Here is a 14,226-nt window from a genome sequence, read left to right on the forward strand (position 1 = left end):
TTCCTCTGTTATAGGTCGAGCTGCAGCGGGCCATTGGCTCTGCTGATACACAAGCGGATTGACGAATTGGTCGCGTTGTTCTGCTCGCCGCTAAACTGATTGGTGGTGCTGCCCTGTAATTTCTGGCAGCTGCAGGTATTGCAGATACCCATGCGGCACCCAGACTCAACGGCTATTCCTTGGGCTTCTAGCGCATCGAGCAAACTCTCTTGATTGGAGACGGTAATAGTTCTGCCGCTGCGGTTTAATTGAATGGCTATCTGTTGCTGGACCTCACTGTTGGCGGTAGTAGCCGGCGGCGTGAAGGCTTCAGCAGTGAAGTCGCGAGCTTGAGTGCTTAGCAGTGCGCGGGCAGCTTCAACAAAGTCGCTGCCGCCGCAGGCATAAACCATCGTGTCGCGGCAGTCGCCATGCAGTTGTTTGATTTGCTCTTCACTTATGCGGCCATCGGCTTGCGCCGCAGATCGCGTTGTCAGCCGGTGGACGTGCAGTTGCGGGTTATTGGCGCACAACTGGTTCAGCTCGTCCTTGAAGCAGAAATGCGCGTCATCATAATCCCAATACAGCAAGGTGGTCGGTGGGCAAGTCTTCGTCTCGCAGCGTTGGCGGAGTAAACCCATCAGGGGGCTGATACCACTACCGGCAGCGAGAAGTAGCGCAGGATTTTCGCATTCGGGGCCGCTTGGCAAGCTCATGCCACCAAAGGCCTGGCTAATTTCAAGGACGCTGCCGACCTTGATTGCGGTATGTAAATGCCCGCTCATTTTACCCTGTGGGTCATGACGCACGGTTATTTCAAGATTCATTGCAGAGTTTGCTGTGTTCGATAGGCTGTAACTGCGCGTCAGCCGGCGCCCCTCGATTTCGGCAGTGACATTGATATGCTGCCCCGCCTGGAAGCCAGCGAAATTTTTGTTGGGCCGCAAATGAATACTAAGGCTATTGCAGCCATTGCGTTCTACACAGAGCACCCGGGCAAAGCAGCGTTGCCAGGCGGCTGTTGTGCCGAACTCTCGCGCCCAAAAATCATAGCCGTCTGGGCCGATAAGGCTGGCGAGTGCGCGCTTTGAAAAGCTTTGCTTGCTTGTTTGCAGGCTCATAATGACGATGTCCGAGTGTTGATTTCCGGCCAAGTATACACATGTATATACGCTCGTGTATACAGTTGTGTATTCATCTGTATATACAGGCGCCTAAACATGCATTAGGCTGTCGGCATGAATTCAGGTGGTGATGCTTAATGAGCAGAATAGAATTAGAAGCAGTGGCTTTAACTGAGCGTGAAGCTCGCAAGGGCTCTGTGGCGGCGCAAGACCTTATGGATGCTGCTGTGGGCTTATTGGATTCGCACCGCAGCGTGTCGACCTTAAGCTTGCGAGAAATAGCCCGCGCCGCAGGGATTGCGCCAAACACCTTTTATCGTCACTTTCGTGACGTCGATGAATTGACGGTGGCGGTGATTGATCAGGCTGGTCGCAGCTTGCGCGGGATTATTCGAGAGGCGAGGCAGCGCCTGTCGATTGAACGCAGCGCCATCCGCACTTCGGTTGAGGCCTTTATGGATCAACTTGACGCTGATCAGCGATATTTACATGTCTTGCTGCGGGAGATGTCCACTGGCTCCGAAGCCTTTCGCCAGGCGGTAGACCGCGAACTTAGTTATTTTGAAGATGAGTTGCGGGAAGAGCTGGAAAAAATATCCGCTGCCACAGGCCATAAAGTTCATGAGCCGGGTTTGGCGGCCAAGGCGATTACCCGCTTGGTAGTGGCTATGGGCGCCAGTGCGGCGGACGCATCTAAGGAGCGTCGCGGCGAGATTACTGAGCAAACAGTGGTGATGATTCGTATGATTATGGAGGGTGCAGAGCAATTGGCGCGGAAAGCCGCCGAGGCTTGAAGTGTTACTAGCTTACAAAAAGCGTCATGCCGGATTTGATCTGACTGCGGCGCTATCCTCTGCGGTTTCCCTCCATTGCCTTTATAGGTACTTCAGCCAGTCGTCGGTGAATTTGTCTATTTGCCCGTAAACATGTTCAAAGGCTTCCACGCTCTTCCGATAGGGATCCGGAACCGGCTGATTTTCTGACCACTTACCCAGCAGAAAGGTTTTGCCGCTCACTTGCTGGGCAAGGTCGGTGACGCCTTTAATGTGTCGTTGCTCCATAACCAAAATTAAATCTGCCTGCAACAGCATCTCGGTAGTGAGTTGGCGCGCACGGTGTTCACTGGCGTCTACGCCATTGTCGATAAGGAGTTGGCCGGCGCTGGGATCAATAGGCTTGTCGACTAAAGCGCCTAAACCCGCCGAGTGAATGATGGTATTGGGTTTGTGGGCGAGCTTGTGTTTTAACAGGTATTCTGCAGATGGGCTGCGGCAAATATTACCTATACATACCATCAGAATATTATTGAACATGGGGTTTGGGGCCTGAATGGTTTGTCGAGGGCATGATTTTCGCTGTCGAAGAGCCGTGGTGCAAGTAAATTGGCCATTTTTACGGTTCTGTTGTTTGCTGTCTGGTCGCCGGTAGGGGAAAATACCGCCACTTTGCAGCCCGCATAAATTTCAGGAGCCACCGATGCCCTCACGTAGTGATCTAGCTAACGCGATTCGCGCCCTCAGTATGGATGCCGTTCAGAAAGCCAAATCTGGTCATCCAGGCGCCCCGATGGGGATGGCCGATATTGCCGAAGTATTGTGGCGCGATTATCTCCAGCACAACCCCAATAATCCGTCTTGGGTAAACCGTGATCGCTTTGTGCTTTCTAACGGCCACGGCTCGATGCTTATCTATTCACTGCTGCATCTCTCAGGTTACGACCTAGCCATTGAAGACTTGCAGCAGTTCCGCCAATTGCACAGTCGCACCCCGGGCCATCCTGAATACGGTTACACACCGGGTGTAGAGACAACTACCGGTCCATTGGGGCAGGGACTTGCCAATGCGGTGGGTATGGCAGTGGCAGAGAAGGTGTTGGCTGCGCAATTCAATCGCGCCGGATTCGATATTGTCGATCACTACACCTACACATTCCTCGGCGATGGCTGCATGATGGAAGGTATTTCCCATGAAGTGTGTTCATTGGCGGGCACCTTGGGTTTAGGCAAGCTGATTGCCTTTTACGACGACAACGGCATTTCGATTGACGGTGAAGTAGAAGGTTGGTTTACCGACGACACCCCAGCTCGCTTTGAAGCCTACGGCTGGCATGTTATTCCCGCGGTGGATGGCCACAATAGTGCGGAGATTGCCCGCGCCATTGAAGCAGCCCACGCAGAAAGTAATAAACCGACGCTGATCTGCTGCAAAACTATCATCGGCAAAGGCTCACCCAACAAGCAAGGCAAAGAAGAGTCGCACGGCGCCGCCTTAGGTGATGCTGAAATTGCCCTTACCCGCGAAGCCTTGGGCTGGCCGCATGCCCCCTTTGAAATTCCAGAAGAAATCTACGCTGAGTGGAATGCGCAAGAGAAGGGCAAGGCACTAGAAGCTGATTGGGATGAAGCCTTTGAAGCCTACGCAACTCAGTATCCCGAACTGGCAGCCGAGTTTGGACGTCGTGCGGCCGGTGATTTGCCAGCAGATTTTGCCGATAAGGCCACGGCCTATATTGCCCAGTGCCAGGCAGAATCTAAGGAAGTGGCTACCCGTAAAGCCTCACAACTGTGCTTGGAAGCCTACGGCGCAATGCTGCCAGAGCTGTTTGGCGGTTCGGCAGATTTGGCCGGTTCCAACCTCACGATTTGGAGCGGTGCCAAAGCCATCGACGCCAAAGACGCCAGCGGCAACTACCTGCATTATGGGGTTCGCGAGTTCGGTATGTCGGCGATGATGAACGGTATCGCCCTTCACGGCGGCTTCATTAACTATGGCGCGACCTTTCTAGTATTTATGGAATATGCTCGCAACGCCGTGCGTATGGCGGCCATCATGGGCCAGCGCTTAATTCATGTTTATACCCATGACTCAATCGGTCTAGGTGAAGACGGCCCAACGCATCAGCCAGTTGAGCAAATTGCGAGCTTGCGCGGCACGCCTAATATGTCGTTGTGGCGCCCCTGCGATATGACTGAATCTGCGGTAGCGTGGAAAGCCGCTCTTGAGCGCACAGACGGCCCAAGTGCATTAATCTTTACTCGCCAAGCACTGCCGCATCAGCAGCGCAGCGACGAACAGCTTGCCGCAGTGGCTCGCGGTGGCTATGTATTGAGCGACTGCGACGGTGAGGCAGAGGCCATCATTATTGCCACTGGCTCAGAAGTTAAATTGGCCATGGCGGCTCAGGAAATTTTGAGCGCTAAGGGCAAAAAAGTGCGGGTTGTGTCCATGCCCAGCACCGATGTCTTCGATAGCCAAGACGGCGATTACCGCGAATCTGTGTTGCCAAGCAATATACCCACCCGCGTTGCTGTTGAAGCAGCGCATCGTGACTACTGGTATAAATATGTTGGTTTAGATGGGCGTATTGTGGGTATGGATAGCTTTGGCGAATCGGCACCTGCAGAGGCTTTGTTTGAATATTTTGGTATCACCACCGAGGCTGTTGTTGAAGCCGTTGAGGATTGCCTAGACTGATGTTGCGACTGGCCATAAACGGATACGGCCGCATTGGGCGCTGCGTATTGCGCGCCCTTTACGAATCGCCTTTGCGGGCAAGTATGCAGATTGTCGCCATTAATGAGCCGGCAGATTTGGCGACGATTGCACATCTGACCAGATACGACAGCACCCACGGGCGCTTTCCCGGTTCGGTAGAGTATCGTCATGGCAGCTTGGTGGTGAATGACGATGTGATCGCGGTAAGTCACCATGACGACATGGCGAACGTGGATTGGAGTCGTCACAATATTGACGTGGTGCTGGAGTGTTCTGGTGTTATTAGTCGCTATGCGGATTTAGAGGCACATATCGAGCGCGGCGCTCGTCATGTGCTGCTTTCTCAGCCCGGCGAATCGGGTATCCCCACTATTGTGTATGGCTTAAACCATCACGAGTTGGATCCTGAGCAGCGCATTGTGTCCAATGCATCCTGCACAACCAATGGAATTGTGCCGGTCATCGATGTTTTAAATAAAGCCTTCGGCGTGCGCTCTGGTTGCATTACCACCATCCACTCGGCGATGAATGATCAGCCAGTGCTAGACGCTTATCATCACACCGATTTGCGAAAAACCCGTGCAGCAGGCTCCTCTATGATTCCGGTAGATACCGGTTTGGCCGCGGGCATTGGTCGTATTATCCCTGAGCTTGATGGTCGCTTTGCCGCTCGTGCGGTGCGCATTCCAACCCACAATGTTTCTGCTATGGAATTAACGGTGAGCTTGGAAGCCGATGTGAGTGTCGAGGATGTAAATGCGGCGCTTAAAATGGCTGCGAATGGGCGCCTGTCCGGTATTTTGGGTTATAGCGATGAACCCTTGGCGTCTTGTGATTTTAATCATGATTCGCGCTCGGCGATTGTGGATGCAGGGCAGACCCGTGTTGCAGGGGAACTGGTGAGTTTATTTACCTGGTTCGACAATGAATGGGCTTATGCAAATCGAATGCTGGATGTGACGGCGCACTGGCTTCAACAAGGCAGCTAAGCGCGATTCTTGCATAGATAGTTTTTGGTGATTGCTGGCGAGTTGACGCCGGTAAAACAGTTAAATGGGTCAAGCCCAGCGATGGCTAAATGACCCTCGGAAAACAGGGAATAGAACATGGCAGTAATTGATATGCGGGATTTGGATTTGGCCGGCAAGCGCGTGCTTATTCGCGAAGATCTGAATGTACCTATTGCCGATGGCAAAGTGAGTTCAGATGCGCGTTTGCGCGCCGCCTTACCAACCTTGAAGTTGGCGCTTGAAGCGGGTGCCAAAGTGATTGTGATGTCTCATCTTGGTCGTCCTACCGAGGGCGAGTTCGATGCGCAATACTCGCTTAAGCCAGTAGCGGACTATTTAAGTGAGGCGCTAGGTATTCCCGTTGCCTTACTGGACGATTGGCAAAGCGGCGTGTCCTTAGAAAATGGCCAGCTTGCCCTGCTTGAAAATGTGCGTTTTAACGTCGGCGAGAAAAAAGACGCTGACGATTTGGCCAAAGCCTACGCCGCACTTTGTGATGTCTTTGTGATGGACGCCTTCGGCACCGCGCATCGCGCACAGGCGTCTACCCACGGCGTTGCTAAATTTGCACCGATTGCCTGCGCTGGGCCACTGTTGGCTAGTGAGTTGGATAATCTAGAGCGCGCACTGGCAAATCCGGCGCGCCCTTTTGTCGCCATTGTCGGTGGCTCGAAAGTGTCGACCAAATTAACTGTGCTCGAAACCTTGTCAGACAAGGTAGATCAGCTGATTGTTGGCGGTGGTATTGCCAATACGTTTTTAGCGGCGGCGGGCCATAACGTGGGTAAATCGCTGTATGAAGAAGACCTTATTCCTAAAGCCAAAGCGTTGATGGAGAAGTGTCATATTCCTATTCCCACCGACGTTATTACCGGCAAAAAATTCGACGCCAATGAGCCGGCGACTCTGCGTCCGGTTGAAAATGTGGGTGATGACGATATGATTTTTGATATCGGTCCGGTGTCTGCCGCCTGTGTTGCCCAAATTTTGAAACAAGCGGGCACTATTATATGGAACGGCCCAGTTGGGGTATTTGAATTCGATCAGTTTGCTGACGGCACTGAAGATATTGCCCGTGCTATCGCTGAATCCAGTGCATTTTCCATTGCCGGCGGTGGTGATACCCTAGCCGCAGTGGACAAGTTTGGTATTGCCGATCAAGTGTCGTATATCTCGACTGGTGGTGGCGCATTTTTAGAATATGTAGAAGGCAAGGTATTGCCTGCTGTAGCGATCTTGGAAGAGCGCGCTAAAACCTAATTTATTAGGTTTTATATAGTGGCCTGCTCGGATCTAAACGAATTTAGTAAAACTTAAAAGGAACTCACAATGGCACTTATTAGTCTGCGTCAAATGCTGGATCACGCCGCCGAATACGGTTATGGCGTCCCCGCGTTTAATGTTAACAACCTGGAGCAAACCCGGGCCATTATGGAGGCGGCTCGCGAAACCAATAGCCCCGTTATCATGCAGGCATCTGCTGGCGCGCGTAAATATGCAGGCGCACCTTTCCTGCGTCACATGATTCTCGCCGCAATTGAAGAATTTCCAGAAATTCCAGTGGTTATGCACCAAGATCACGGCACCAGCCCCGCTATTTGCCAGCGCTCTATGCAGCTGGGTTTTAGCTCGGTAATGATGGATGGCTCATTATTAGAAGATGGTAAAACGCCGGCTGACTATGACTACAATGTTGCTGTTACCCGTAAAGTCGTTGAAATGGCGCATGCCTGTGGCGTATCGGTTGAAGGCGAGCTGGGTTGCCTAGGTTCACTGGAAACCGGCCAGGCCGGCGAAGAAGATGGCGTTGGCGCTGAAGGCATATTGTCTGCGGAGCAAATGCTCACAGACCCAGAAGAAGCCGCTGATTTTGTTGCTAAAACTGGCGTTGATGCCTTGGCGATTGCCTGTGGCACTAGCCACGGCGCCTACAAATTTACCCGTCCACCGACTGACGATATTCTTGCGATCGACCGCATTAAAGCGATCCATGCACGTATTCCCGATACGCATTTGGTGATGCACGGCAGTTCAAGTGTGCCCCAAGACTGGTTGGCAATTATTAATGAATACGGCGGCCAAATCCCTGAAACCTATGGCGTGCCGGTTGAGCAAATTGCCGAAGGTATTAAATACGGCGTACGTAAGGTGAATATCGACACCGATTTGCGTTTGGCATCAACGGGCGCGATTCGTCGTTTCATGGCTCAGAATCCTAGTGAATTTGATCCACGTAAATATCTGCAAGAAACCATTAAAGAAATGAAGGCGATTTGTATTGCCCGCTATGAAGCGTTTGGTACTGCGGGTAACGCCTCTAAAATCAAACCAATGAGCTTGGAAGCCATGTATATGGAATACGACTCAGGCCGTTTGAACCCTAAAGTAAGGTAATCCCCTCTGGCTGCCTGAGTTTTCAGGCAGCCGCATTAACTGCACTCCGCATAGTATTTCCTGTCTTAAAATGCCAATGGCTTCCTCCGTGGCGATTGCCACGCTATAGAATTGATCGCCTAGAAGTGGATGGCCGCGCCAATATTGTCGTGGGGCGACTGTGGACGCCGTGCTTATTGGGATTCCGGTTTATATCACCCTGTTTAATTCGCGATTTTTCCCCACTTCTGTATTATTCAGTAGTTAAGCGTAAGAAAAATTTCGTGCTTGGTCGGTGTCTGCGTTGGCTAAGCTAGTCGGCGTCTAAAACTGCGACGGGGGAGTGTGGGGGTATCGTTACGTCCTTAGAGCTTCGGGAGTATGATCAAACACATGAGCATTTAAATACCTGCTGTGTCTAAGGGTTATGCTCAATTGCTAGAAATCTAAACGGGAGTGTAGTGACATGAACAGTAGTGTAGAGATATCGGACAATATTGAGCAGGCATCTATTCTGCGTGCCGCCTTCGATGCGCAGCGAGCGGCTTACCTTGCTGCGCCGGTGCCAGATTACGCGCAGCGTAAGCAGGACTTACTTACCCTGAAGCGCATGATTAATGAGAACCGCGACGCAATTATTGCGGCCATATGTGAGGATTACGGCAATCGTTCTCGCCATGAGAGCCTATTTGCTGAAATTATCACCGTTACTGACGGCATAAACGGCATCATTAAACAGATGAAAGGCTGGATGAAAGTGCAGCGTCGTCATGTTGACCAAATGATGTTCCCCGGTGGCAAGAACCGAGTTATTCCGCAACCGCTGGGCGTCGCAGGTTTAATCATCCCCTGGAACTTTCCGATTAACCTGAGCATGACTCAAATTACTGCAGCCTTTGCGGCGGGCAACCGTGCAATGGTGAAAATGTCAGAAAACTCAATTGCGCTTACACGGCTATTGATCTCGGTGGTGCCTAATTATTTCCCACCCGAGAAATTGATGTTCTTTGAAGAAACAGGACAGGTTGGGATCGAGTTTTCAACACTGCCTTTTGATTTGCTCGTGTTTACTGGTTCTGGGCAAACAGGTCGAGCAGTCATGGCCGCAGCGGCCAAAAATTTAACGCCGGTGGTATTGGAATTAGGGGGCAAAGCGCCTGCCATTGTTGACCCCGATTATCCTTTGGAAAAAGCCGTAGACCGCATTTTATTTATCAAGCAGTTTAATGCCGGACAGATCTGTACCAACGTCGATTATGTCTTTGTTCACCAAAGCAAAATTGAAGAGTTTGTCAGCGCCGCGCAGAGCTGGGTAAATAAGCATTGCCCAGATATAAATAGCCCTGACTACACCTCTATTATCGATAATCGCTCATTGCAGCGCCTCGAAAGTACGCTGGAAGATGCGCGCAGCAAAGGTGCGCGAGTGATTAATTTACACGGTGAGCAAACTAGCGATCCAGCAACGCGCAAGATGCCTCTGCATTTGGTTTTAGATAGTAGCGCCGACATGAATATTCGCAGCCGCGAAACTTTCGGTCCTCTGCTTCTAGTTATGGCCTACGATCAGCCAAGTGATGTCATTAACTATGTAAACGCCAATGATCGCCCTCTGGCGATTTATCCTTTTACCAATAAACGCGCACTGCAAGACCAATACATTGAGAACATTATGTCTGGTGGCGTAACCGTAAATGATGCGCTTTTCCACGTCGCCCAGCACGACATTCCCTTTGGTGGTGTTGGTCCGAGTGGTATGGGGCATTACCATGGTTACGAAGGTTTCGTTACCTTCTCGAAATTAAGGCCAATATTCTATCAAGCCTCCTTTTCGCCAATGCGTTTCTTGCGCCCACCGTACGGTAAATTTGCTACCAAATTCTTCGACTTTTTAGTTAAGTTTAAGAGCTAATTACACTGTAATTGGCAGATACTGTATCTTGGCGTAGTAGCATTATTTAAATTGCTGATAGCTGGGGAGCCTTGTCCTTATGGGACGGGTTTCCGGTGGTTTTGGAAATGTTGACCTGTTGATTTTGCGCATAGTAAGCGCTTGATCATTCTGTTATACCTTTCTTCTACCATTGTTTTCAGCGGCCAAGATACCGATCTATGCAAGTAGACTCATCTCAAAATCATTGGTACGACGTGGTTGTTGCCACTGTCGACCGTCAGCACTTTATTCGAAATGCCAAGCAAGAACTGGTGACTGGGCGGAGCATTCCGTCTCGCGAGTTACTCGAGCGGAGTTTGGCGCTATGTAAGATACCTGCGCGCGCACGGATTTTGCACCTAGGTGCGGGGGTGGGCTATGCCACAGCCGTATTAGCCCGTGTCGCCGAGCACATAGTCGCGATTGAAAAGAATAGTCTGCTCGCCGATATCGCAAGTGAAAAATTGGCTGCACTGGGCATTCATAACGTTGAGATACGTGTAGCCGAGGGTGATGACGGCGCCGCAGCTGATGGGCCTTTTGATCTGATATTGGTTTCTACGCCGAATATTTCTAAGCGCGAGCATTTGTGGGAACAGTTGTCGCTTGGCGGCCAATACATCTGCATGGAAATGGGTGACGCAGCGCGCCTAGTACTTGTGAAATACGATAATCTTGGTCGCCATAAGATTGCGCGCACAGAGCATGGCTATGTTGATCCGCTCCAAGATGACGATCAGATTTTTGTTGAACTTGGTCTGGTCACTCCTGAGCTGTTGGCCAGGGCGCGCAAACTTGCCGAGGCAAACCACTCCCTAATTGTTGATGAAATTAGCAAGTTTCAGCATCTCGATGAGCTGAAGCTGTATCAGTCTATGGCCAAGCAATACGGCTTGCCACTGCGCTCTATGGACGAGCTGCTCAGCTGTGTAGATCCAAGTGTTTTCTCACGATTCCCCAAAGCCTTTCTCGACCATCAGCAGGCTATTCCGCTCTGCGTCGAAGATACCAATCTGGTGGTAGCCTGCTCTAGCCCCGGTATTTCTATGCGGGAAATTCAACTTGTTTATCCAGAGTTACAAGTTGAGAAAGTACTAGTAACCCCGGTCGATTATCGGCGTTTATGGAGCTCTTTAAATCGCGGGATGAGAGACAGCCGGCCCGCTATAGAGCCAATAGAGGCTAAGTCTGACGAGCAAGATAAAGATCTGCTAGATAGCGACACACCCAATGCGAAATTGGTGGCGGTGTACGAGGCATTGTTACTCGACGCGGTGGCCGACCGCGCCAGTGATATTCATTTAGAGAAGTATCACGACCGGGTGCGGGTGCGCTTGCGGATTGATGGTGAATTGCGAGACTTGCGCCATTACCAAATCAGCGCTGCGGGCTACCGTGGACTAGTCAATGTGGTGAAGCTGCGCGCCGAGATGAATATTGCCGAGCGACGCTTGCCACAGAGCGGCCGTTCCCAGGTGCGGGTGGGTGAGGCGCGCTTTGATTTGCGGGTGCAGGTTCAGCCCTCATTACACGGCGAGCATGTGGTAATTCGACTGCTTCCGCAGAACTCGCCCTTGATCAATATCGACAGCCTCGGCCTGGCGCCGCAGATAGCGGCCCATTATCGCCGACTGTTGAATAATCCCGCCGGCTTGGTGTTGGTGGCAGGCCCTACGGGGTCGGGTAAGAGCACGACCCTAAATGCCGGCTTACAAATGTTGGCACAAGACACCAGCCGTAAGGTCATCACTGTTGAAGATCCTATTGAGTATTCCATTGACGATATTCAGCAAACCCGAGTGCGCCCAGAGATCGGCTTTAGTTTTGCGGATGCCATGCGGTCATTTGTTCGGCAAGATCCCGATGTCATTTTGGTGGGCGAAATTCGCGATCACGAAACCGCGCTAGAGGCTATCAGGGCCTCGCAAACTGGGCATATTGTGCTGTCTACCTTGCACTGCAATGACGCTATTGATGCGGTGCAGCGCTTGTTTGACCTTAATGTGCACCCCAATTCACTTGCCAGTGAATTACTGGCAGTGATTGCGCAGCGCCTTGCTAAGCGTATATGTGAGCACTGTAAGGTTGAGGCGGAGTCTGATCCCGCGATATTGAAAGAGCTTTTTCCCCGCGAGGTCCCCAAATATTTTAAAACTTTCCGAGGCAAGGGCTGCGAGCATTGTCATGGTAGTGGCACCCACGGACGGGTGGCGGTTATTGAGTATCTGCAGCTGAATGCGGAACTGAGAGATAGTATTTCGCGTCGTGTGCCGATGGGTGAGTTGCGCTCGCAGGCCTTGGACTCGGGTTTGGTTACTATGCGTGATAGCGCTCTGGATCATGTCGTACAGGGCAATATCCCCCTTACTGAATTGCCGCGTATTTTACCCGAAGAGCGAATGGCGCCAGAAAAGCGCGGTCAGTGGCAGGCTTAGTGAGTGAGGAACTGTAATGGTAGATAAAGCAATACAACGACCCGCCGCTGAAGACATCTACAGCGACGAGTTGGCTAAGTTGCGTGAGTGGGACAGCACGCCAGTGCCACCTGGGTGGTTGCTATCTCCGTTTGCGGTGGAGCATTTTATACTTGGCAACAAAGAACTCGGTATAGAGCGTAAATTTGTCGCGCCCCGGGAATTAGTTAGTCGAGTGATTATTTCCCTGGTTACCAACCGTGGTGTGATGCTCATAGGTGAGCCTGGGACGGCCAAGTCTTTACTGTCTGAGCTATTGGCATGTGCGGTGTCAGGTCATTCTAATTTAACGATACAAGGCGGGGCGATATCTGACTATAGGCAGCTGTTATACGATTGGAATCAGGCCTTGTTGCGGCGCGAGGGGCCGTCTAAGGCGGCATTGATTCCCGGCCCGATATATCGCGGTATGGCGGCGGGGCAATTAGTCCGGTTTGAAGAATTAGCGCGCTGCCCGCAGGTAGTACAAGACGCCATCTTGGCCGTTTTATCTGAGCGCCAATTACAAATTCCAGAGCTGAGTGGCGAGGATTCAATACTATACGCCCGTGATGGTTTTAACATTATTGCCAGCTCTAACTCGCTAGACAAAGGCCTATTTGACATGAGTGCGGCGTTAAAGCGGCGGATGAATTTTGAAACCATAGAGGCCATTAATGACGTGCATGACGAAATGGATGTGGTGCAGCGCGAAGCGACTAAATTATTGCGGCGATCGGGGGTGAGCCTAGCGCTCGATCCAATGATTGTCGATATGCTCGTCACGGTATTTCACGAACTGCGAAATGGCCAAACCCTAAGTGGGCGCAGTACCGATCGTTTGGCGGCGGCGGTGATGTCTACTGCTGAGGCGGTCTCTGTAGCCCACGCTATGGGAATATATGCCCACTATTATCGCGATGGAAAAATGTTGGCGGCCGACCTAATTCACTTTTTATTGGGCGCAACACTAAAAGACAATCTTCAGGATCGCCGTCGGGTAAAACACTATTTCGATACCGAGGTCGTTAACAAGCCGGGGGACCACTGGCAGCAGTTATATACGCAGAGCCATATGCTCAAAACTTGATGGCGTCGCCTTATATGGCGCCACCGTTTGGCCGTATTAGGGCGTGAGCCAGCGAACTGCCGTAGCTGAGATTTCTGCCCGCTGATGCCCTTCGGAGCTGAGTGACAACCAATCCATATGTATCACCTCGGCGCTGATAATAGCCAAATGAGGGCTCTCATCTAAAGCTGTAGTTACCGTGTTGGGCAACGCATCACCCGGAGCAAACGGCGAAAGATAATCTTGGCGCGCGGGGCCTAGTTTGATTCCTTGCCATGCCTTGTCCACCTCGGCACCGCTAGTTTCAACTCGCGCCTGGGCGCTAACTCTAAGCTGCCATTTCAGCGCCGAGCTCCAAAATACCAGTTGAATTTGGCCTGAGGCCCTTAGCTGCGCTACTTTAGGGCTGCGAGCGTCGCTAAAAAATTGCAGTGTTTGGGTGTGGTGGCAGGCTTTTCTTAACACCACTGTGCGAGCTTGAGGTAAGCCATTCGTATCAATGCTAGCCAGTACGGGTGTTCGCCATTGGTGTTGCCGATCAGTATTGGCCAGCTCAAGTTCCCGCCATATACTACCGGTCAGTGTGCTCAGATCCATAACAGCAGCTCATATTGCTAAATTAATTAAAGGCTAATCATAGACTTTAATTTGCTGTATGTATGGGTGAGTCGCCAGTAATTTCTTGGTTGCGTAAGTGCTCACTTGCGTATGTGAAATATAAATGTGCAGATCTGATACTTCTGCCTGGCGGGTGATATTTTTGAAGCCGATAAATTATCGCCATTTTAAA

General features: G+C 51.3%; 11 protein-coding genes. 8 read left to right on the forward strand and 3 right to left on the reverse strand.

All coding sequences use genetic code 11. From position 1 onward, the window contains the following. Positions 1-8: 8 nt before the first annotated feature. A complete protein-coding gene (locus AB4875_RS02990; protein WP_368374559.1) occupies positions 9-1,100 on the reverse strand; it encodes a flavin reductase family protein in 1,092 nt (363 codons plus the stop codon). Between the two features lie 140 nt (positions 1,101-1,240). Here AB4875_RS02990 and fabR point away from each other — a divergent pair, with 140 nt between their 5' ends. Then, positions 1,241-1,897 (forward strand): HTH-type transcriptional repressor FabR, encoded by a 657-nt coding sequence (fabR, locus tag AB4875_RS02995; protein WP_368374560.1) that lies wholly within the window; start codon positions 1,241-1,243, stop codon positions 1,895-1,897. Between the two features lie 81 nt (positions 1,898-1,978). On the opposite strand, the gene AB4875_RS03000 is transcribed toward fabR, so the two are convergent. Beyond that, complete coding sequence (locus tag AB4875_RS03000; protein WP_368374561.1) at positions 1,979-2,416, reverse strand: low molecular weight protein-tyrosine-phosphatase; 438 nt, start codon at positions 2,414-2,416, stop codon at positions 1,979-1,981. Between the two features lie 163 nt (positions 2,417-2,579). Between AB4875_RS03000 and tkt the strand changes: the two genes are divergently transcribed. The 7 genes from tkt (at position 2,580) to AB4875_RS03035 (ending at position 13,457) form a co-directional block, all read left to right on the forward strand. After that, a complete protein-coding gene (tkt, locus tag AB4875_RS03005) occupies positions 2,580-4,577 on the forward strand; it encodes a transketolase (RefSeq protein ID WP_368374562.1) in 1,998 nt (665 codons plus the stop codon). Next, positions 4,577-5,587, forward strand: a complete 1,011-nt coding sequence (locus AB4875_RS03010; RefSeq protein ID WP_368374563.1) for a type I glyceraldehyde-3-phosphate dehydrogenase — start codon at positions 4,577-4,579, stop codon at positions 5,585-5,587. The genes tkt and AB4875_RS03010 overlap by 1 nt, the downstream gene beginning before the upstream one ends. A gap of 117 nt (positions 5,588-5,704) precedes the next feature. Beyond that, the gene (locus tag AB4875_RS03015) at positions 5,705-6,868 is read left to right on the forward strand and encodes a phosphoglycerate kinase (RefSeq protein WP_368374564.1); all 1,164 of its coding nucleotides are present in this window, start codon (positions 5,705-5,707) and stop codon (positions 6,866-6,868) included. Positions 6,869-6,937: 69 nt separating this feature from the next. Continuing rightward, positions 6,938-8,002 (forward strand): class II fructose-bisphosphate aldolase, encoded by a 1,065-nt coding sequence (fba, locus tag AB4875_RS03020; protein ID WP_368374565.1) that lies wholly within the window; start codon positions 6,938-6,940, stop codon positions 8,000-8,002. Positions 8,003-8,447: 445 nt separating this feature from the next. After that, positions 8,448-9,893 (forward strand): coniferyl aldehyde dehydrogenase, encoded by a 1,446-nt coding sequence (locus AB4875_RS03025; RefSeq protein ID WP_368374566.1) that lies wholly within the window; start codon positions 8,448-8,450, stop codon positions 9,891-9,893. A 200-nt stretch (positions 9,894-10,093) separates the two neighbouring features. Next, on the forward strand, positions 10,094-12,349 hold the full coding sequence (locus AB4875_RS03030; RefSeq protein WP_368374567.1) for an ATPase, T2SS/T4P/T4SS family: 2,256 nt from the start codon (positions 10,094-10,096) through the stop codon (positions 12,347-12,349). A 16-nt stretch (positions 12,350-12,365) separates the two neighbouring features. Beyond that, entirely contained in the window at positions 12,366-13,457 is a 1,092-nt protein-coding gene (locus AB4875_RS03035; RefSeq protein WP_368374568.1) for an ATP-binding protein, read from the forward strand. A 36-nt stretch (positions 13,458-13,493) separates the two neighbouring features. On the opposite strand, the gene AB4875_RS03040 is transcribed toward AB4875_RS03035, so the two are convergent. Continuing rightward, positions 13,494-14,033 (reverse strand): pyridoxamine 5'-phosphate oxidase family protein, encoded by a 540-nt coding sequence (locus AB4875_RS03040; RefSeq protein ID WP_368374569.1) that lies wholly within the window; start codon positions 14,031-14,033, stop codon positions 13,494-13,496. Positions 14,034-14,226 lie beyond the last annotated feature (193 nt).

Source organism: Zhongshania sp. R06B22, assembly GCF_040892595.1.
GTDB lineage: Bacteria > Pseudomonadota > Gammaproteobacteria > Pseudomonadales > Spongiibacteraceae > Spongiibacter > Spongiibacter arctica.

Bases quoted from the DNA above. Each gene is read 5' to 3' on its own strand.
- AB4875_RS03025 (WP_368374566.1), top strand. From the start codon at position 8,448: ATGAACAGTAGTGTAGAGATATCGGACAATATTGAGCAGGCATCTATT.
- AB4875_RS03035 (WP_368374568.1), top strand. From the start codon at position 12,366: ATGGTAGATAAAGCAATACAACGACCCGCCGCTGAAGACATCTACAGC.
- tkt (WP_368374562.1), top strand. From the start codon at position 2,580: ATGCCCTCACGTAGTGATCTAGCTAACGCGATTCGCGCCCTCAGTATG.
- AB4875_RS02990 (WP_368374559.1), bottom strand. From the start codon at position 1,100: ATGAGCCTGCAAACAAGCAAGCAAAGCTTTTCAAAGCGCGCACTCGCC.
- AB4875_RS03030 (WP_368374567.1), top strand. From the start codon at position 10,094: ATGCAAGTAGACTCATCTCAAAATCATTGGTACGACGTGGTTGTTGCC.
- AB4875_RS03040 (WP_368374569.1), bottom strand. From the start codon at position 14,033: ATGGATCTGAGCACACTGACCGGTAGTATATGGCGGGAACTTGAGCTG.
- AB4875_RS03015 (WP_368374564.1), top strand. From the start codon at position 5,705: ATGGCAGTAATTGATATGCGGGATTTGGATTTGGCCGGCAAGCGCGTG.
- fba (WP_368374565.1), top strand. From the start codon at position 6,938: ATGGCACTTATTAGTCTGCGTCAAATGCTGGATCACGCCGCCGAATAC.
- AB4875_RS03000 (WP_368374561.1), bottom strand. From the start codon at position 2,416: ATGTTCAATAATATTCTGATGGTATGTATAGGTAATATTTGCCGCAGC.
- fabR (WP_368374560.1), top strand. From the start codon at position 1,241: ATGAGCAGAATAGAATTAGAAGCAGTGGCTTTAACTGAGCGTGAAGCT.
- AB4875_RS03010 (WP_368374563.1), top strand. From the start codon at position 4,577: ATGTTGCGACTGGCCATAAACGGATACGGCCGCATTGGGCGCTGCGTA.